General features: G+C 48.8%; 17 protein-coding genes. 2 read left to right on the top strand and 15 right to left on the bottom strand.

From position 1 onward, the window contains the following. Window positions 1–8 precede the first annotated feature (8 nt). The 8 genes from VV089_RS21500 to VV089_RS21465 all read right to left on the bottom strand — a co-directional run bounded on the left by VV089_RS21500 (window position 9) and on the right by VV089_RS21465 (window position 8,148). Entirely contained in the window at window positions 9–1,463 is a 1,455-nt protein-coding gene (locus VV089_RS21500; RefSeq protein WP_334337330.1) for a glycoside hydrolase family 1 protein, read from the bottom strand. Beyond that, a complete protein-coding gene (locus tag VV089_RS21495; protein WP_334337329.1) occupies window positions 1,460–3,310 on the bottom strand; it encodes a beta-glucoside-specific PTS transporter subunit IIABC in 1,851 nt (616 codons plus the stop codon). The genes VV089_RS21500 and VV089_RS21495 overlap by 4 nt, the downstream gene beginning before the upstream one ends. 242 nt (window positions 3,311–3,552) lie before the next feature. After that, window positions 3,553–4,647: a 2-dehydropantoate 2-reductase N-terminal domain-containing protein gene (locus VV089_RS21490; RefSeq protein ID WP_334337328.1), complete on the bottom strand. Its 1,095-nt coding sequence runs from the start codon at window positions 4,645–4,647 to the stop codon at window positions 3,553–3,555. 16 nt (window positions 4,648–4,663) lie between these two features. Further along, complete coding sequence (locus VV089_RS21485) at window positions 4,664–5,479, bottom strand: sorbitol-6-phosphate dehydrogenase subunit (protein ID WP_334337327.1); 816 nt, start codon at window positions 5,477–5,479, stop codon at window positions 4,664–4,666. A 46-nt stretch (window positions 5,480–5,525) separates the two neighbouring features. Continuing rightward, window positions 5,526–6,371 carry a PTS system mannose/fructose/sorbose family transporter subunit IID gene (locus tag VV089_RS21480; RefSeq protein ID WP_172541227.1) on the bottom strand — a complete coding sequence of 282 codons (846 nt, stop codon included), beginning with the start codon at window positions 6,369–6,371 and terminating at the stop codon, window positions 5,526–5,528. Between the two features lie 2 nt (window positions 6,372–6,373). Next, window positions 6,374–7,156 (bottom strand): PTS mannose/fructose/sorbose/N-acetylgalactosamine transporter subunit IIC, encoded by a 783-nt coding sequence (locus VV089_RS21475; protein ID WP_334337326.1) that lies wholly within the window; start codon window positions 7,154–7,156, stop codon window positions 6,374–6,376. Window positions 7,157–7,200: 44 nt separating this feature from the next. Beyond that, on the bottom strand, window positions 7,201–7,704 hold the full coding sequence (locus VV089_RS21470; protein WP_172541229.1) for a PTS sugar transporter subunit IIB: 504 nt from the start codon (window positions 7,702–7,704) through the stop codon (window positions 7,201–7,203). Between the two features lie 24 nt (window positions 7,705–7,728). Next, window positions 7,729–8,148, bottom strand: a complete 420-nt coding sequence (locus VV089_RS21465; RefSeq protein WP_334337325.1) for a PTS sugar transporter subunit IIA — start codon at window positions 8,146–8,148, stop codon at window positions 7,729–7,731. Between the two features lie 379 nt (window positions 8,149–8,527). Between VV089_RS21465 and VV089_RS21460 the strand changes: the two genes are divergently transcribed. Together VV089_RS21460 and VV089_RS21455 are read left to right on the top strand one after the other, a co-directional pair. Beyond that, the gene (locus VV089_RS21460) at window positions 8,528–9,373 is read left to right on the top strand and encodes a DeoR/GlpR family DNA-binding transcription regulator (RefSeq protein ID WP_334337324.1); all 846 of its coding nucleotides are present in this window, start codon (window positions 8,528–8,530) and stop codon (window positions 9,371–9,373) included. Continuing rightward, complete coding sequence (locus VV089_RS21455) at window positions 9,360–9,602, top strand: hypothetical protein (RefSeq protein WP_334337323.1); 243 nt, start codon at window positions 9,360–9,362, stop codon at window positions 9,600–9,602. Before VV089_RS21460 ends, VV089_RS21455 begins: the two co-directional genes overlap by 14 nt. 89 nt (window positions 9,603–9,691) lie before the next feature. Here VV089_RS21455 and VV089_RS21450 read toward each other — a convergent pair whose 3' ends face one another. The 7 genes from VV089_RS21450 to VV089_RS21420 all read right to left on the bottom strand — a co-directional run bounded on the left by VV089_RS21450 (window position 9,692) and on the right by VV089_RS21420 (window position 18,793). Continuing rightward, on the bottom strand, window positions 9,692–11,218 hold the full coding sequence (locus VV089_RS21450) for a xylulokinase (RefSeq protein WP_334337322.1): 1,527 nt from the start codon (window positions 11,216–11,218) through the stop codon (window positions 9,692–9,694). Between the two features lie 20 nt (window positions 11,219–11,238). After that, window positions 11,239–11,841, bottom strand: coding sequence for a glucose-6-phosphate isomerase family protein (locus tag VV089_RS21445; protein ID WP_172541233.1), 603 nt, complete (start codon window positions 11,839–11,841; stop codon window positions 11,239–11,241). A gap of 524 nt (window positions 11,842–12,365) precedes the next feature. Next, on the bottom strand, window positions 12,366–13,316 hold the full coding sequence (locus VV089_RS21440) for a shikimate dehydrogenase family protein (RefSeq protein WP_334337321.1): 951 nt from the start codon (window positions 13,314–13,316) through the stop codon (window positions 12,366–12,368). Window positions 13,317–13,560: 244 nt separating this feature from the next. Continuing rightward, window positions 13,561–14,601 (bottom strand): alcohol dehydrogenase catalytic domain-containing protein, encoded by a 1,041-nt coding sequence (locus VV089_RS21435; protein WP_334337320.1) that lies wholly within the window; start codon window positions 14,599–14,601, stop codon window positions 13,561–13,563. Between the two features lie 68 nt (window positions 14,602–14,669). Further along, complete coding sequence (locus VV089_RS21430) at window positions 14,670–15,695, bottom strand: Gfo/Idh/MocA family oxidoreductase (RefSeq protein ID WP_334337319.1); 1,026 nt, start codon at window positions 15,693–15,695, stop codon at window positions 14,670–14,672. A gap of 304 nt (window positions 15,696–15,999) precedes the next feature. Beyond that, window positions 16,000–17,424, bottom strand: a complete 1,425-nt coding sequence (locus tag VV089_RS21425; RefSeq protein WP_334337318.1) for a hypothetical protein — start codon at window positions 17,422–17,424, stop codon at window positions 16,000–16,002. A gap of 25 nt (window positions 17,425–17,449) precedes the next feature. Further along, a complete protein-coding gene (locus VV089_RS21420) occupies window positions 17,450–18,793 on the bottom strand; it encodes a sugar ABC transporter substrate-binding protein (RefSeq protein WP_334337317.1) in 1,344 nt (447 codons plus the stop codon). Between the last annotated feature and the right edge of the window lie 126 nt (window positions 18,794–18,919).

Below are 18,919 nucleotides of genomic sequence, written 5' to 3'. Positions count from 1 at the left end.
TTAAATCTTCATTCCATGTCAGCCCCGTTTGTGCGGATTACTTTCTGATACCAGTAAAAGCTGTCCTTACGGCTGCGCTTCAAGGTTCCTTTGCCGCAATCATCCTGATCTACATAGATGAATCCATACCGCTTACTCATTTGATTCGTAGATGCAGATATCAGGTCAATGGGAGCCCAGCTTGTATATCCCATCAGTTCCACACCAGCGTCTATGGCTTTCTCCATCTCTTTAAAATGACTGCGGAAGTATTCAATACGGTAAGGATCATGAATTGAACCGTCCTCTTCCACCGTATCCTTTGCGCCAATTCCATTTTCTACAATAAAAAGAGGTTTCTTATAGCGATCGTACAGTTCAATCAACGATATCCGAAGCCCTACCGGATCCACCTGCCAGCCCCAGTCACTGGTAGACAGATACGGATTCTTCACTCCCAGAACCGTATTCCCCGGAGTACGTTCCGCATTTGGATCCACGGATTCTGTCATGCTCATATAATAGCTGAAGGAAACAAAGTCCACAGTTCCTTCCCTGATAATATCCAGATCTCCCGGCTCCATCTTAATTTCAAATCCACGCTTTTCCAGATCCCGTAATATCATCCTCGGATATTCTCCAAATACCATAACATCGGAATAAAACATATTTTCAAGGTTCTTATACTGTGTGGCAGCCACATCCTCCGGAGCGCATGTCCTGGGAAATGTCATCAGCTTTGTAAGCATACATCCCATCTGTGCGCCCGGAACCGTCTCGCGCAGCAATCGGGCAGTAATTCCGGCCGCTACAAACTGATGATGCAGGGCTTGGTAACAACAGGCCAGTTCTCCTTTTTCCCCACAGAGATCCGGTATAATCCCGGCAGTAATAAAAGAGTGACGGATAATACTGTCCACTTCATTGAAGTTGAGCCAGTATTTTACGTATTTGCCAAAACGCTCAAAGCACACCCTGCTAAACCGCACAAAGCAGTCTATCACACGGCGATCCGCCCAGCCGTTATATTTCATGCTGAGGGCAAGGGGCATCTCATAATGGGAAAGGGTCACCAACGGCTCTATATTCAGCCGCTTCATTTCCTTGAATACATCTTCATAATAAGCAAGGCCTTCCTCATTGGGCTCCGCTTCCTCTCCCGTGGGGAAAATACGTGTCCATGCAATGGACAGACGGAACACTTTGAAGCCCATCTCAGCAAACAATGCCAAGTCCTCTTTGTAATGGTGGTAAAAATCAATTCCCCGGCGCTTTGGATAAAACGTCTCGTCCGTGTCCTCCATAGCCTTTTTAATCGCATCGCTGGATATCATCACATGGGCTTTGTAATCTTTTACATCCGTATCAGGCTTATAGGTGGCTACATCCGCAACGCTCCAGCCCTTGCCTCCTGCATTCCATGCACCCTCTGCCTGATTGGCTGCAACAGCGCCGCCCCACAAAAATCCTTTTGGAAAACTCATCTGTCATCCTCCTTTTTCTCAAGTCCAATCACCGGATTTCCTACTGATACCAATCCGCCGGTTGCCTTTGAAAGCTTATACTTATCTGAATTCGTAATGATAATAGGTGTTACTATATCATATCCGGCCTTTTTAATCTCTTTAATATCGAATTTCATCAAAAGCTGTCCTGCTTTTACCCGATCCCCATTTTTCACCTGAGGTTCAAAATGCATCCCCTCCAGCTTTACCGTATCCAGACCAACATGCAGTAAAATCTCTGCGCCGTTATCCCCTATTAAAGAAATGGCATGTTTTGAATCAAATACTGTGTCAACCGTTGCATCCACCGGTGCATACAGCTCTCCTTTTTCCGGAATCACTGCCATACCGTCACCCAGAATGCCTGCGGAAAACACCTCATCCCTTACCTCGGTAATATCAATCAGCTTGCCGTCAAGAGGGCTGCATACGGCATTCTCACCTGCAGCTGTCTTCGGCGCCTGTGATTCCGCCGCTTCTGCATCCTTAAAAAGAACGAATGTAGCAATGAAAGATACTGCCAGCGCAACACCAAAGCCGACAAACCCCCACACAATATTCATGCCGTTATTCACATCCACAAACATCGCCATTCCTGCAAGGCCCGGCCCCATAGCAACAAATGCTTTCAGTCCTGCAAGACCTACGGTAATGCCGCCTACAAAGCTTCCGATTACGACGCCGTATAAAGCTCGTTTATGCTGAATGGTAACACCGTACAAAGCCGGTTCCGTAATTCCAAAGATTGCTGAGATTCCTGCTGAAACGGCTGCTGAGCGAAGCTCCGTGTCTTTTGTTTTCAGCGCAACCGCAAAGCATGCGCCGCCCTCTGAAATATTGTGCGCCAGAGATGCCGGCATATACAAAAGCTCCTCCCCCATTTCCGCCACAGAAGTAACTGCATAGGGAACCAATGCTTTATGCATGCCCATAGAAATCATAAACGGCAGGATTGCCGCCAAAAGTCCCACTGCCAGCCATCCAAGCTTATCATACAGGAACAGGATTGCTGTTGTCAAAAGCTGTCCTACATTGTATCCAAGAGGTCCAAGCACCAGCAGCGCCAGAGGAACTACGACAATAAAACAAATCATCGGAACAAAGAATACACGAATTGGTTTGGGCGAGATCTTTGTAACCCACTTCTCAACATAATACAGCAGTGCTACCGTCAGAATTGCAGGGAACACCTGATACGTATAGGCAATATTCTGTACCGTGAATCCCGCCAGAGTAAGGCCTTCCCCAATGGCTGCTGTCATACCGGGCAAAATCATGGCTCCAACTGCGGATACCGCTACCAGACGATTGCAGTTCAGCTTGGTAGACATGGTTACTGCTACCAGAACCGGCAGAAAATAAAGGGCTGCATCCGCTGCATTATAAAGCACCGTATACCATGCACTTCCGGAACTCATAATCCCCATCATTGTGAACAGAGACAGCATAGCTTTCAAAATACCTGCCCCTGCGATTGCCGGAACCAGCGGCTGGAACACGCCTACCATGAAATCCAAAATGGCTGCTCCAATCTCTTTCTTCTCTCCGGAAGACGGCGCCGCATTCCCTCCGGTAAACTTTCCCATCTTCATAAGCTCATCATATACTTCTATAACGTCATTTCCGATTACCACCTGGCACTGGTTCCCACTGGCAATCACTCCCATAACTCCGGATACTGCTTTTAGTTTGTCCTTTTCTACCTTTCCTCCATCTGCAATAGAAAAACGCAGTCTTGTAGAACAATGCTCCAAATGTGTTATGTTTTCTTCACCGCCGACTAGTTTTAATACCTCTCTGGCGGTACCTGCATAATCTTTTGCCATAATACATTCTCCTTTTCCTGTTATTATTTTTCTTTACTGTGATTTTGGCCAAAAATCAACAATAAAAAAGATCGAAAAAACACACAATCATACCTGTGATTGTATCCTTTTTCGATCTTGCCTGCATTACCAGTGACATGTCTACTTAGAGGATATATTAACAGATTCTTCCCACAAAATCAATGGATAATTCCTAAAATCTTCAAAATGTCAGGACAATCGGCATTGACGCTGCCATCTCCTTAAAAAAACGAATCAGCAGAAAGCTCCGGCAGGCTTTGCCCTCCCTCAAGCCCCTCCAAGATCCCGGCAATCCGCCGGGCTGTCCTTTCATCCAGCAGCTCCTTTATATCAGCCAGAACAGCCTCCGCCTTCATCCCCTCACAGTGGATTCCGTAAAAAACCGCCGCTGCTGTTACCAGTTCCATGTTCCTTGTATCCTCCCGGTACTCCCAGGCCAGGCGCAGGGGTGTAAGCAGGCGTTCTTCCCTTCCAAGCTTCCGCTCCGCCTGTCTTGCATTCCGGTAAATGGTATCGTAAATCTCCCGGTTCCGGAATTTGGACACGGCCCGGTTTGTGAATTCCTCCTGTACCTCATAGGGCACCTGGTATTTCCTGCCGATAACACGGCTGATTACCGGAACAGTATCTGCAATTACCCTTGCAATCTCCTCATCATTGGCTGCATCCCCGTAAACCTCATATCCCTTATAGCTTCCCAGGTAGGCCACAATGGCGCTGATAAAGTTATAGGTGTAAATCTTCCTCTGGATCAACGCAGGAAAATTCATTTCCAGGGGTATTCCTTCTATATGAATATTCAGGCCTTCCACACTCCCGTCCACCGGAAGCTCCGGATAGTCCTGGCTGATCAGATCCAGGCTGTCCGGCCTTGGCCTTAAGGTAGTGCAGAAAATAATCCCCTCACTGATCACCGCTTCCAGTCCGCTTTCCACAAGAGGCCGTTTTACATCCACGCCGTTTTCACAGCAGAGAATGGTCAGCCGTCCGTCCTTCCGCTTCGCTGCCGCAACCTTAAAATGCTCCGTCAGCTCCGGGATATGGCTTGCGAACACACTGACAAATACCACATCCGCCTCCGCCGTCTCCCCCACAGCCTCCGGCTCCTCCATGGAAAAGGCCCGAAAGCCGCTTACTGTACGGGCTTCTTTCTGATTTCCAAAATAGCGTACCTCATAACGGCCTTCTCTTTTTAGCTGTTCCGCCAGCTCCTGATCCTTGTCCAGAAATACAAGCTCATAGCCGTTTTCCTGTAAAATGGGCGCAATAAATCCCCGGCCTGTCTGTCCTGCGCCTATGATCACTGCTTTTTTCATCTTTAAGCCCTTTCCCTTATCCTTTGCTTTTTCCGCCGGAAACCGGAATGGTAACACCTGTAATGTAAGAAGCATGACTGGACACCAGGTAGCAGATCAAATCAGCCACTTCGTACAGATGCCCCGGTCTGCCAAGAGGGATAGAGCTTTTGTAATTCTCAAAGAATTTCTCCGGCTTCGTATCCACATCCCAGCCTCTTCCGTATGCCTGGGCGCGGTATTTTTCATCGTTGTTGGCCGGTGTCCGGTCCAGAATATCCGGCGCTACGCCTACCACACGTATGCCAAAGGGCCCAAGCTCCTTGGCCCAGGACATGGTAAAGCCGTGAATGGCCGCCTTTGTGGCGGAATAGCAGCTATGTCCCCGGGAGCCCATAAGGCCTGCACAGGATGACATATTGATGATAACGCCGTCCTTTTTCTCAAACATCACCCGGGTTACTGCCTGGGTAACGGTAAAGGTGCCCTTCTGGTTGACGCCCACCATAAAGTCAAAGTCCTCCTCGCTCAGCTCGTACTGGGGCCTCTGCTTGTAGTAGTCCACCAGAATCCGCGGACGGGTAACGCCGGCATTGTTCACCAGTCCGTCAATGGTGCCGAATTTTTGCACCACCTGTTTTACCGCTGCTTCCATCTCCGTTTTGCTGCGTATATCCGCCTTGATAAACAGAGTATGCTCATCCTCCTTATAATCCTTGGGTTCGCTTACGTCGAAGACTGCCACATTTGCGCCGCAGCCCTTCAGATCCGCAGCGATGGCCTCCCCGATTCCCATAGCCCCACCTGTGACAACTACTGTCTTACCTTCCAAATCAATCCATTTACTATTCATTCTCGATTCTCCTATTCCAGTTCCGTAATATCCCATAATTTCCAGCCTAAACGATTCCAAAAAACGAAAGGATCAGCGCAATCACCAGCAGTGACACCAGGATACGCACATATTTCGGCCCTGCCTTCTTAATATAGAAATAAACGCCGAACACTACCAGCAGCGGCAGGATATTGGGGAAGATCCCATTCAGCTTATCCTGCAGAAATACCTGTTCCCCTGCCATGTCCGTCCAGGAGATCACGGTTTTCAGCTTCACATAGGTGGAAGAAAGGGCTCCCATCATAAACAATCCCAGGACGCTTGCCACATTGATCAGCCGGCTCAGCGTTCCGGACTGCAGTATATTTACCACGGATTTTCTGCCCAGAGCATATCCCTTTGCAGCCAGAAGATAGGCAAACGCCGAAATACATACGCCCCAGAGTACGAGGGGAGCAACGCCTGCAATCCAGGCTCCGGTGGAGGCAAGAGGAATAAACAGGGAAAGCAGCAGAGGACGCAGAATTCCGTGATTGACAGAATCTCCAAGTCCTGCCAGGGGTCCCATAAGCCCCACCTTCAGGTTGGTAATCAATTCAGCCGACGCATCCAATTCTTCCTTAGCTGCGCCTTCCTTTAACCGGGAAGCCCTCTCCTCCTCCAAGGCACAGGAGATACCGAAAATCATGGAGCCCCAGGAGGCTTCTGAATTATAGAACATCAGATGACGCTTTAAGGCTTCCTTGTATTCCTCGGGATTCTCATGGTAAAGCTTATTCAGCACCGGATCCATGCCAAAGGAAAACGCCGGCGCCGTCAGCCGCTCAAAGCCGGAAGAAACCTCCGCGCACAGATAATATTTCGCCCAACCCTTTATCACATCTTTTTTTGTTATTAATCTCTCGCTCATCTTTAGAAATCTCCTTCCTCTCCGTCTGCAAATGACAACGCCCGATCCGTCTCATCACTCTGTACAAAGTTTCCCTGAAGCAGTGCAATACAGATTGCAAATACGGCAACGCCGATGGTGTTGATGCCGCTGTAAGCCACAATCGCAAAACCAATGATAAAATAAGGCAGAAGCTTCTTCTTACCGATTACCATAATCGTCACGGCAAATCCAAGGGCCGGGAGCAGTCCTCCCGCAACGCTCAGTCCGTTGGTTGCCCAGGCCGGTATGGAATTCAGAAACGCCGTAACCGCATCCACGCCAAAGGCCAGAGCCAGGGCTGCCGGTACAACACGAAGGGGCACGGAAACAATCAGCGGATACCAGAATTCGGCCCTGCGCATTTTCTTTAAATTGTTCTCCTCCACTGCCTTATCCGCCAGATGGATAAAATAGGAATGATACGTTCTCTTCAGATTGTCAATCAAAACGCCGAGGAGGCCGATGGGCACTGCCAGGGTTACTGCAATCCCCGGCTCCAGATTTGCTTCCAGGGCAAGAGGAATGGCGATGCAGGCCGCCAGGGCCTCATCCGAAGGAAGGGTTCCTCCCGGCGCTATGGCTCCAAGATAAATCATCTGCAAGGATGCCCCGATGATCATTGCATTGGGGAGATCCCCCATAATCAGACCGATGGGCACTGCCAGCACGATGGGCTGGCGTATCAGGTGAAGCGTTCCATACCAAAGCTTATTTGTTGCAAACCAATATAAGATACCAAAAACCAATGCTAAACCTATACTCATAACATGTTCTCCTTTGTCTTTCCCGTGCTTTTTGTGAAATCCCTTTAAGCGTTTCCTCTCTCCCGTACCATCCTGGCGGCGTCGTCCAGGGCAATCACTCCGTCTCTGGGCGTCATCTGCAGCGTTACGGCCACACCCTTGCTCTGCATATCAAGAAGCGCCTCCAGCTCTGTTTCATTCAAGGCCAGCTCCTTTGAAATCATAACCTTGTCTGTCCCGTTTCCCAGACCGCCTACCTGAAGCTTCTCAAGGGGCAGTCCCAGATCAACGGCTCTTTTCACAGACTCCACGGATTTGAATAAAACAAGCATTTTCTCGCTTTTAAAGCTGTCATTTTGAAAAGCCGCAACCGCCTTCTCGATGGAGCGGATGGCTACCTTGACCCCTGGCGGCTTTGCCATCAGAAATACTTGTGCCAGAAATTTGTCCGATGCCAGCTTATCGTCCACAATCAAAATCGCATCGGCCGAAACCTGCTTGAGCCAGGCCGTAACCACCTGCCCGTGCATCAGCCGGAAATCAACTCTTACCAATCTTACATCTGCCATTTTGTTTCCCCTTTCTCTTTATCCCTATGCCCAGTCCTCTTCCTCTTCTGCCTCAGCAGACGGCTCGAGAACGCCTGCCCTTCCTGTGTCCAGAACCGCCTCGGCCAGTTCCTCCACACAGCCCGCTGTATCACGCAGGTTTGCCGCTTCAATCAGCATGGGAAGATTTACACCGCACAATACCTTTGCATTGTATTTTTCCCTCAGCATCATTGCCACGTTGCAGGGTGTGCCTCCGAACAAATCTGTCAGTATCAGCACCTTACCCCTGGAAGCCTGAATCAGTGCCTCGGCCTTTTCATAATATTCCTCTATGGATGTTCCGGCCGTTAAGGATACGGCTTCCACCTGTTCAAGTGTTCCTACAATCAGCTCTGCACTGGCTATCAGCTCTTCTCCGAATCTTCCGTGATTCATTATCATAATGAAAACAGGTTCACTCACTTTGTCTCCCTCCTTTCCAAATGCTTTCTCCAGGCATTCGGTTTTTCATGCAGTCTTCCTTGTTATCCCCTAACCGCGCCTTTGTGTTCCTTGTGAGTCTATTATAGCTTTGAAGTTGCTAATTTGCAAGTATGTGTTGTAAGTTCGCCCATTTCAACAATTTTAGCCCCGTTTTTTTGTGTATTCTTACCAATAAATCTTCTTAAATATGTAATTATGCATATTTTAAGTTGTGAATTTGCAATTTATGAGTTGAATTTGACATCCGGAACAAAGTATAATAAGGTTAATGATATATCCGTTCCTTTTTGCTGGATTTATGCTATACTTATAAACAGAAATATTTGCGGAACAATTATAATCGAAACGAGAGAATACTATGAAAAAACTGAGTTCAAGCCAGCGCCAGAAGCAGATTCTGGAACTGCTTTCCAAAAACGGAGCTATGAAGACCTTGGATTTGTCCAACTATTTCCACGTATCCAGAGAGACCATGCGGCGGGATCTGCTTGCTTTGACCGAACAGGGCGCCATTGAAAAATGGTTTGGCGGAGTGATCTGCTCCAGCCATATTGCCCAGCATCCGTCTATCTATGGGGATATTAAGAACTGGATGGGTGTAAATGCTCCCAGCGGGGATGACAAGGATTACAGCATCCAGGTTCTTGATGAAAAAATGGAACTGCACTCTGATATAAAGAAGCAGATCAGCCAGAAGGCGCTGGAATTTCTTCCGCCCCGGGCAACGATATTTGTGGATAACGGAAGTACGACTCTTCATCTCGCCCAGCTTCTGAGCCAGATGTCCGGCTATACTATTATCACTGCCTCTATTCCGGTTATCAATGCATGTATCAATAGTTCCAACAAGCTTATTATATGCGGCGGTGTCGTGGATCCTCTGATTATGTCTGCTACCGGGAACCCTACGGTAGAGCTTCTGAATCAGCTTAAGACGGATGTGGCTGTCTTTGGAAGCTCTGGCTTTAAATCAAATGGAGGGCCTACCGGAAATGATCTGGATTACAGCCAGATTAAAAAAGCGGCTTTGAGAAATACGCAGAAAAGTGTGGTTCTTGCGGACAGCAGTAAGGCGGCTTATTCTTCTATGATTCAGTTTGCTTCGTGGAGGGATATTGATTATCTGGTTACGGATTCGCAGATGGATCCAGGGTTTCGTAATCAGTATGCGGGGAGTGTGGAGATTGTGTTTGCTGATAGTTAGATGGGGACGGACGGCTGCGGCGGAATCGGCCCTCCGGCTTTTCCATATCCTGTGTTCGGACGGTTCTCGTACAGGCTGTCTGCTCTGGATGGACATTGCTTTTGCATTTTGTAGAAGGCTCTTGGATTTTGAGCTATGTCCGTCCAGTTCAGACAGCCTGTACGCGAACAGCCGGACACTGGATATTGGAAATGCCGGAGGGCCGATTCCGCCGCAGCCTGTTTTTTGAGAGTGGGGTGGGATTATTGGGGTGCTGCCGGTTTTTGGGGTGGAGTGGGGTTATTGGGGCGCAGCCTGTTTTTGGGAGGCGGGGCGGGGTTATTGGGTGTTTAGCTGGGTGTAGAGGGGGTGGAGTTTTTGGGTGAAACTCTCGTAGAGTTTTATGTAGGGTTTGTATTGGCGGTGTTTTTCTTTGTCTGGGCGGAAGAGGGTTTTGACTTCTGCGTGTTCTTTTGCTAGTGCTTTGATGTCTTTTACTTCGCCGGCGCCGGCTGCTGCAAGGATTGCGGCTCCCCAGAGGGCGGCGTCTCCGCGGCCTAGACGGGCGAATTCGCAGCCGGTGACATCTGCGAGCATCTGGGGCCAGATGGTGGACTTGGCTCCTCCGCCGATAAGCTTGATCTGTTTTCCTGTGTATTCTGGGTATTGTTTTTTAAGGCTGTCCAGGGTTAGCGCCAGATCGTAGGAGAATCCCTCCAGAAGGGCATGGTAGAAGTGGCCTTTCCCGTGATTCCAGGTGTGGCCCATGAACAGGCCTTTCATTTCGCTGTCAAAGGGCATTGCGCTGCCTCCCAGAAGGCCGATGCTTATCAGCTTTTCGCTGCCTGGGCCGATCTTTTCTGCCAGCTCTTCTGCTTTTTTGAAGGCTTCCTTTTTATCTGTTCCTGTTTCCTGTAAAAAGTTCTCTACAAACCAGTCAATGGTGATGCCGGAACCTTGGATGTACTTGTGGGCATAATAGCTTTCTGCGTCGATGGATCCGATTATGTCATAATTGCGCCGTTCCAGATCCAGGCGTACCTCGGGCACCCGGCAGCTTACGGCTCCGTAGGATGCTGCTTCGAAGATTAGGTCTCCGTCGTCGAATACTGCCGCTCCTGTGCAGCCGCTTACTTTATCCCCGGCCCCGGCTACCAGTGGTATGCCTGCCGGAAGCCCGAGCTGCTTTGCCGTTTCCCCGGAAAGGTATCCGCCTATGGCGGTGCAAGATACGATCTGGGGCAGTATAAAGCTGTCTACCTCCAGATCCCGGCAGATCTGTTGTGACCACTGTCTGGTGCGGATATCGGACAATCCGGTCCAGGTGATTAGGGAGTAATCAATCTTTGCCTCGTCTACGGGGATGTTTGACATTTTGCCGATGATATAGCCGTTCAGCATAACGTATTTTGCAATGCGTTTGTGTTTTTCGGGAAATACTTCCTTGAACCAGGCGTACTTTGCGCACATTACTGGGGCGTTTGTCCCACCGATCTCAAAAAGCTCCCTCCCGAACTGCTCCCTCTGCCTGTCGGCGTAGGGGAAGTACCTGCCGTCCAGGGTACAGGACCAGGTGGTTACATCGTTCCAGTCCTCGTCTACTCCCATGGAGCCGGCCATCTGGCCTGTGAAGGCAATGGCTTCTATGGATCCGGCACGCTGGCCCAGGCTTTCTGTTGTATGGGCAATGCAGGAGCAGACTGCCCTGTAAAGCTCCTCCCCATGCTGAAGAAATACGCCCGGGGCGGGCCGTTCATCCTTTACCGGCTCGCTCCACCCTGCATGGAGCCTGCCGTCCAGGGAATAGACTCCTGTTTTGATAAAGCTGGTTCCTAGATCCACGCCCATATACAGCTTTTCTTTCATATGCATACATCCTTTCTGCATCATTCCCAATTGGGGTTGTCGATTATGGCCGGCGCTCCGTCACGCTCTACCAGGAGTTTGCGGTATCCTTTCGTTTCGATGGAGCCATAATCATGCCCGGCGTCTGCCCGGAATACAAAGAAGGTTACAAGCTGCTCGTCCGGGCTTACATTGATGCTCCTGTGGGCGTAACGCTTCGGCACATACACCGCCTGCCCGGCAGACAGCTCCTGGGCAGACCAGTCTCCTTCAGGATTCTCCAGAAGCATATAGCCGCGGCCCTTAAGACAATAGTAAACCTCTCCTGTTTCTAGAATGGTATGAAAATGACCTTTTGTAAAGTAATATTCGTCACCGATTTTACCGGGATTCAAAATGGAACAGCCAAAGGCCAGATCTCCTGCGGTCTCTGGAACCGGCATCCCGTGAAATTCGTAAATCAGGGAATCCTCCTTCTCCAAAGCTGCCTGGAACGCCGCCTCATCAGCGAACATTCCCTTCATCTGGCTTAAGTAGCGTTTTCCTGTGTCCACCTTCTGGGAAAGCCCAGTGGTCAAATCAAAATCAATGGTGCATCCTTTGAGGAAATCCAGGGGATCTCCGGATATATGAAAACCTGCCATCTCTATAACTCCTCCTATTCCAGTTCCGTAATATCCTCCACAATACACGGATATGAAATCAATTTCCAGCCACAAACCCATGTGTCTGTAAATCGATTTGTGCATTGTGAAGGATATTACTGATTCTAAGTCGCTGCGCGACAGCACTAAAGGGTAAAGCTGCTTCGACACACCAGTGATGAGAGAAACTTTTATTCGAAAAAAACCTCATAAAAGTTCCTCTCGTGCGCCTTTGCAGCTTTACCGTCCAGCAGAAATTTTTTCTAATAAATACTTGACATTTCTTAGCTGGACTATTCTAAGTCGCTGCGCAACAGCACTAAAGGGTAAAGCCGCTTCGACACACCGGTAATGAGAGAAACTTTTATTCGAAAGGACTCTCATAAAAGTTCCTCTCGTGCGCCTTTGCGGCTTTACTGTCCAGCAAAATTTATTTTTTCAAAACACTTGACATTTCTTAGCTGGACTATTCCAGTTCCGTAATATCCTCCACAATACACGGATATGAAGGATATAAGATATCTTTATCTCTTATTAAATTTTGCCGCAATCCGATCCATCTCTTTTAAGCGCTCACCCAGAATCTCTGTATGGAAAACCTCGGCAATTACCTGAGTCCAGCCGTAGATAAAATACATCCATCCGTCGTTTACCTGGACGTTCCGGGAGGCTGCCTGTGCCTCTGCCTGGTGCATAAACAGCCGTTCGCCTCTGTAATTCAGCTCCCACACAATGGCATCCTCCGGGAACAGGGCCGCGTCGGTCAGCGGAGAGCCGGGGCGATCCTTTCCAAGGCCTGTGGCATTGATCACAAGAGAGCCCTTTCCCATTTTTGCCAGAACCTCATCGTTCTGTCCCGGCTCCGGGGTTAGATAGTATTCCGTAGGAATCCCGGCCGGATTCATGCCTTCGTTGATACGCTCAATCTCGGTCAGCCTGGGCTGGCTGCGGTTTGCAATGACAATCTTTGCCGGATCATTGCCCTCTCCTGCATTGCGCATATAGTAGGAGCACATGGAAATGGCGCTGCCGCCGGCCCCCATAATGAATACGCCTGCCTCCTTATGCTCCTTCCAATAATTCTTGGGAACAAACTCTTCCATGGCCATACCGCAGGTAATGGGATCCTTGGCATGTCCGCAGAGCTTTCCATTCTGTTTTGAGATGGAGGACAGCTCACCGAACTGAAGGGCATAGGGATCCAGGTATTCAAACATGTCCTTGGCCCCATTGTATAAATCGATCTTGTGAGTCGTCACCAGGGCTCCCATAGAAAGAGGATCCTTTTTTATGAACTCCACTACCTCCCGGTAAACCTCTGGCTTTTCATGGATGGCAATATCAATTCCCTTCATCACTGTATCCTTCAGCCCCAGCGCCTGGGCCCACTCCGGAAATACCTTCATAATGGAAGAGGAGCCTGTGGTTACGCCGATAAAATACATAGTAGGCTGTGCTGCTTTTTCCAATTTCATTCTTCTTTACCTCCATTAAGAGTTCCGTAATATCCCTCATAGTACACCTCTATGAAATCAATTTCCGGCCGCAAGTCCATGCGTCCGTAAATCGATTTGTGCACTCTGAGGGATATTACTGTTTTAAAATAAGAGTTCCGTAATATCCCTCATAGTACACCTCTATGAAATCAATTTCCGGCCGCAAGTCCATGCGTCCGTAAATTGATTTGTGCACTCTGAGGAATATGACTGTTTTGGCTTTTCATTCAAAGCATATTACATGTTTGATCCCCTTCGCCTGGCGTGCATTCTCAAAAGCGGCTGTGATATCCGCCAGCCGATAGCGGTCTGTGATCATCTCATTTACATTTAGAAGCCCCTGGGAAACGAATTCCAGCGTCTTCCGGAACTGGGCGATGGAAGAACGTGTGGATCCGGTCACATACAGTTCATGGTAGTGTATCTGGTTGGTATCCAGGGCCACCGGCTGCTTATTCGCCGGAATTCCTCCAAAGAAATTCACCCGGCCCCCATAGTTCATCAAAGGCAGCATGGCGGCCTGTACCGAAGGCACCGGACAGGCTGTAACCGCCACATCCAGTCCCCTGCCCTGTGTCCAGGTTTTTACAAAGCCCGGCAGGTCGTCTCCGCAGTAGATGTCCACAAAGGGAAGACGTCTCTTCACATCCGCCAGACGCTCCTGAGAAATATCATTCATCAGCACGGCGGCTCCGGCCATATGTAAGAGCATGGCGTGGCAGAAGCCGATGGGGCCGGCTCCCACCACCATGGCGTATTCCCCCGGCTTTACAAAGCATTTGGTAAATCCATTATAGGCACAGGACAAAGGCTCCGTGACTGCCGCTTCTGCCGGGGAAACTCCCTTTGGCAATACCATCAGATTCCCCCTTGTCACGGCCTCTGCCGGAATTTTTACATACTCTGCAAAGGCGCCGTCCATATTGATGCCGAAGGCGCGGTAATCGTCGCAGAGGTGGAACTTTCCGTCCACACAGCGATCGCAGATGCCGCAGCCGATGTTGGGCTGCATGCCCACCTGCATGCCTGGTTTGTAAAAGGGAACCTTATCTCCTGTCTTTACTATGGTTCCTGCGAATTCATGCCCTAAAATCAGCGGATGGTCTTCATCCACGCCTTTCTGGCCGTTCTGCCACATGCGGACATCTGTGCCGCAGACAGCGGCGGCATCTGTTTTCAACAGTATTTCATGTTCATTGATTTCCGGAACGGGTACTTCCTCCAGACGGATGTCTCCCGGTCCATAAAGCCGAAGCGCTAACATACTCTTGTCCTCCTAATTTTAATCACTGTGCGATAGCACGAAAGGGTAAAGCCGCTGTTTCCCTTTTGCTATCTCACCTTAATGATCTCTTTTTCCGTAATGGAGCGGTTTCCGGCCTCCACCGCAGCCACGGCCATGCGCCCGTCCACGCCGCTGACCTCCACCGGCGTGTCATTTAAAACCGCATTGACAAAGGAGATGTCCTCTGCCAGGTAAGCGTCAATAAACAAGGTCATCCAGCTGTTGACAAAGGGCGTTGCCGTTCCCTGCTCCACAGTGGTGCAGTGTACATGCTCCTTCTCGGAGCGTCCCACCTGAATCTTTCCCTTTGTTCCGATCAGCTCCATCTTGGAATCATAGCCGTACTGCACATAGGCCGCGCCGTCGATGCAGAAATGGACGCCGCTTTTCAAGGTTCCGCTCATAAGGACGCTGTCATAATAATCGGGATAATCTGCTTCTGCCTCGGGATTGCGGAAATTGCCGGCTACCGCATAGACGGTTTCAATATCGCTGCCCGCCATCCACCGCACTGCGTCAATATCATGGCTGTTCACCTCTGCCAGGATTCCGTTTGACTTTTTGATGTCGTACATCCAGGGCCTTGGCTTGCTGGGGCCTCTGGTATTGGAATGAATCTGAACCAGTTCTCCGATGGCTCCCTCCTCCACCAGACGCTTTGCCTCCCGGAAGCTGGCGTCAAAACGGCGCATAAAGCCTATCTGAAGCTTTACCTTGTACCGGTCGCAGGCTGCAATCATCTCGTCGCATTCTTCCACAGTCATTGCCATGGGCTTCTCACAGAAAATGTGCTTTCCTGCTGCCGCACAGTCTATGACAATCTGCTTATGCAGGTTGGTGGGCGCAACTACAATGACTGCATCAATCTCCGGATCGGAAAGAATCTCTTTATAATCGGAAAAGCATTTCTCAACGCCCAGTTCTTCTGCCGCTGCCTTTGCTGCTTCCTCCACGGCATCTGCCACTGCAGTGATACGCGCGTTTTCAATCTTGTTTTTATAATTTCTCGCATGTATCATGCCTGCGCGTCCGCAGCCTATCAAACATACCTTAAGTATCTTTTCTGCTTCCATGTGTCTTTATCCCTCCTGGTTTTATTGTTCTGCACCTTGCCTTTTACTTTCATAAATCTTCGGCTGTGCTTTTATATGGTTTTATTATGCATCATTTTACTTTCATTTTCAAGCATTTTCTTTTATTTAATGAAAAAAAGATAAAAAATAATGAAAACAAACAACAACGTATTGTAGAAGAAACACTTACTCCATGAAGCAGGGATATGAAATAAGTTATCAAAATTATGCCAAAAGAAACGTTGTAAAGCCTATAAAAACCAGCTATACAACGTCTCCTTGCCTATCACCCCTCTGTCAAAAGCTATTTCCGAAGCTCCATATAGTTATGGTAAGCGCTCTTCTCCGCTATTTTGATCCCTTTCCAGTTTGCAAACTCAAGAAATGCATCTTCGTTGTTCCCATATCCGAATGACATGTGATGATCCACACGGTAATTATAGATTGTGCTCAAGAGCTCGCGGATTCCTATTGCCTCTCCCTGCATCTTAAAATTGTGAATCCACCCAGAGGAGCCCTGATATGTTTCCTTTTCAAATACCTCTGCAGTAAACACAGTCATTTCATTTGAATTGCTGGAAATTCTGTTTAAGGTAATCTCACCGTTACGGAACTGCAGATCCGCAACCACTCCGCAGCCGCACCATTGTCCGCCCTGATATTCTCCCATATTAAAATGATGATCCCAGGTGATTCCCTTCTGGTTCGCCATACACTTGGGCGCCGGGCCGCAGTGCCAGATATTCAGGCTCTGATCCTGCTCATCAATGCTGACCAGATCAACCATAGATGCCGGCGTTCCTTCATTGAATGCCCGATCAATGATCATTCCCACAGCTCCGTCTATATCTCCTTCACAGGCCGCAATAAGGCCTTGCTGATTCAGCCGGCTGACAGCGCCGCAGGGAACCATGCCGTATACCTCCTGTAATGTACGCCAGCAGCTGATAGAAAGCACATTATAATTCCCTTCCTGCGCAAATTCCAAAAATGCCAGATAAAGTCTTGCAAACCGCTCCAGAGCCAGAGGGCTGACATTTTTTGAGCATATCCCCTCTTTTACAATCTGCGTTACCTCATTTCTCACTTTTTCTTCAGGCATTTTTTCTGCTCTGCGGATAATTCCTTCTACTGTCCAAAGCCGCTCAATGTGTGCTCCGTAACGGGATTCAATATCAGCTTCCTTTACGACCATATAATCAAAGCCGTCAACTACCGGGCCGATTGCCGCAATTCTTGTTTCCTCAAGAGCCGCTGCTGCCCGAAGGGCTTTCAGCGTGATCTCAAACCGATCTTTGAAGAGAGGATTGTCTGTATAGCCGTAAAACCATTTGAATTTTATCTCCTTTTCTGCAAAATACTTTCCAAGCATTCCCGACAATATCATAGAACCGCAGAATGCATTCATCGGGAGAATACCGGTCATAGAGCATTCCGGCATAGCCCAGATGCCGATGGGGCAATTCATACTGCCGAAAGGTATCGCACAGTTGCCGATTGTCGCGCCAAAAGAGCATAGAAACATGAAATCCAGCTTTTTATCCTTCATTTCCTCCGCCGCTTTCCGGGCACTCTCATAGCCGTAAACAATGTCTGACGCCTCAATGACCTCAAAATCCCTGTTCTTCCCGTAATCCCCCAACTCTTTCAAAATACGCTGTCTGGTTTCGTGATCCCCTCTTGCATTTCCGTGAAACATTGCCACAAATCCAATTCTAATTTTTCTCATAGAGCAGATTTCCCTCTTTCCTGTCTTAATTCCCTTTGATCTCATCAATCGATGTGGGGAATACAAATTCAGAGTTCTTATAGAACTTATTTCCTTCCTCATAATACTCATCTACATTTTCAGATGTAATAATACCTACATTAAATGCAGAGGTCATAGGAAGATTGCTGGGATCTTTGCCTTCCTCAAATATGTCATGGATAAAATCAATGGTAAATTGCGCTTCCTCTACCGGAGAGCCCAGGCCTGTACAGAGAATTTCTCCGCTCTTAATCATTTCCAGTCCCTCTGCCGTTCCGTCGGCTGCACAGATAATTTCAACATTTTCATTAATTCCTGCTGATTTCAGGGCTTTTCTTGCTCCGACTGCCATAAAATCATTTTCACACAGAATCAGATTCATATTTGCATTTGCTGTTGCCAGATCCTCTGCCGCTTTCAAGCCGCCCTCCACAGTCCAGTCGCCGGATCCCATTCCGAGAATTGTAAAATCCGTCTCCTCACTTGCCGCTTTACCGGAAGCTTTCAGCTCCTGGAACATGTGATAGCCTGCAAGCCATGCGTCTTCGTCACATGTATAGGGTGTTCCAAGCGCTTCCATCCGGGCAGATAAAATTCCGGCAATCTGTCCGCAGATTCTGCTCTCTGAGGTGGAGCTTCCCATAACGCCGATGATAACGGTAGCCATGATCTCTGTGTCTGCCCCAAAAGTCTTTACTGCATATTTTCCGGATTCAAATCCGTCTATAAAAGGATTGGTGCAAAATGTTGTCAAGATATTGCATTCTTCTGGAACAGTGCCCACACAGATAACTGGAATTCCGGCCTCTACCGCCCGATTGATGTCTTGTACCGGCGCGCTTGCATTGATGGGATCTACCACAATAATATCTACATCCTGTGTAATAAACGTATCCACATGCTGTCCCTGGGCCTGGGTGTCGTCATTTGCAATCAGGAAGCTGATTTCATATCCGTATTCCTTTGCAGCCTTTTCTGCAGATTCCATCAATGCCACAAAAAAGTCATTGGACAGATTAATTTCAGACCAGCCGATGGATATTTTGTCTGGATTCTTCGGTATTTTGGGCCAGGCCTTATCAATCTGCGCTCTGTCTTCCATGGTCGGACTTACGATACCGGACAATGCTATATCAGGCATCAGCTTATAGATCTCATGCACACCGTCCCCAGCTTCCTCAGGCGCTTCCGGCGTTCCGGTTTCCTCCGCAGGAGCCTGTTCCTCTGCTGCCGCTGCCGGTTCTTCCGCTGCTGCTTCCAGCTGCTCCTCTGCTGCCGGAGAGCATCCTGCCATACACGCCGCCGTAAGCGTAAGCGCCAATAATACTGATAACAATCTCTTCTTCATCTTTCTTTCCTCCATTCCAGTTCCGTAATATCCCCCTCAACGCATCTTCCTCGAGAAGAATTTCCGGCCGTAAATACATACGTCCGTAAATCCTTCTATGCGTTTCGGGGATATTACTGTTTCCAG

The sequence above is a fragment of the Candidatus Merdisoma sp. JLR.KK011 genome (assembly GCF_036941125.1).
In the GTDB taxonomy this organism is placed as follows: domain Bacteria; phylum Bacillota; class Clostridia; order Lachnospirales; family Lachnospiraceae; genus Laedolimicola.
Note: the sequence above shows the minus strand (reverse complement) of the source record. Positions and strands in the feature narration are given on the sequence as shown.

Excerpts from the sequence above, each read along its gene's own strand:
- VV089_RS21500 (WP_334337330.1), bottom strand. The coding sequence starts at position 1,463 with ATGAGTTTTCCAAAAGGATTTTTGTGGGGCGGCGCTGTTGCAGCCAAT.
- VV089_RS21495 (WP_334337329.1), bottom strand. The coding sequence starts at position 3,310 with ATGGCAAAAGATTATGCAGGTACCGCCAGAGAGGTATTAAAACTAGTC.
- VV089_RS21490 (WP_334337328.1), bottom strand. The coding sequence starts at position 4,647 with ATGAAAAAAGCAGTGATCATAGGCGCAGGACAGACAGGCCGGGGATTT.
- VV089_RS21485 (WP_334337327.1), bottom strand. The coding sequence starts at position 5,479 with ATGAATAGTAAATGGATTGATTTGGAAGGTAAGACAGTAGTTGTCACA.
- VV089_RS21480 (WP_172541227.1), bottom strand. The coding sequence starts at position 6,371 with ATGAGCGAGAGATTAATAACAAAAAAAGATGTGATAAAGGGTTGGGCG.
- VV089_RS21475 (WP_334337326.1), bottom strand. The coding sequence starts at position 7,156 with ATGAGTATAGGTTTAGCATTGGTTTTTGGTATCTTATATTGGTTTGCA.
- VV089_RS21470 (WP_172541229.1), bottom strand. The coding sequence starts at position 7,704 with ATGGCAGATGTAAGATTGGTAAGAGTTGATTTCCGGCTGATGCACGGG.
- VV089_RS21460 (WP_334337324.1), top strand. The coding sequence starts at position 8,528 with ATGAAAAAACTGAGTTCAAGCCAGCGCCAGAAGCAGATTCTGGAACTG.
- VV089_RS21450 (WP_334337322.1), bottom strand. The coding sequence starts at position 11,218 with ATGAAAGAAAAGCTGTATATGGGCGTGGATCTAGGAACCAGCTTTATC.
- VV089_RS21445 (WP_172541233.1), bottom strand. The coding sequence starts at position 11,841 with ATGGCAGGTTTTCATATATCCGGAGATCCCCTGGATTTCCTCAAAGGA.
- VV089_RS21440 (WP_334337321.1), bottom strand. The coding sequence starts at position 13,316 with ATGAAATTGGAAAAAGCAGCACAGCCTACTATGTATTTTATCGGCGTA.
- VV089_RS21435 (WP_334337320.1), bottom strand. The coding sequence starts at position 14,601 with ATGTTAGCGCTTCGGCTTTATGGACCGGGAGACATCCGTCTGGAGGAA.
- VV089_RS21430 (WP_334337319.1), bottom strand. The coding sequence starts at position 15,695 with ATGGAAGCAGAAAAGATACTTAAGGTATGTTTGATAGGCTGCGGACGC.
- VV089_RS21425 (WP_334337318.1), bottom strand. The coding sequence starts at position 17,424 with ATGAGAAAAATTAGAATTGGATTTGTGGCAATGTTTCACGGAAATGCA.
- VV089_RS21420 (WP_334337317.1), bottom strand. The coding sequence starts at position 18,793 with ATGAAGAAGAGATTGTTATCAGTATTATTGGCGCTTACGCTTACGGCG.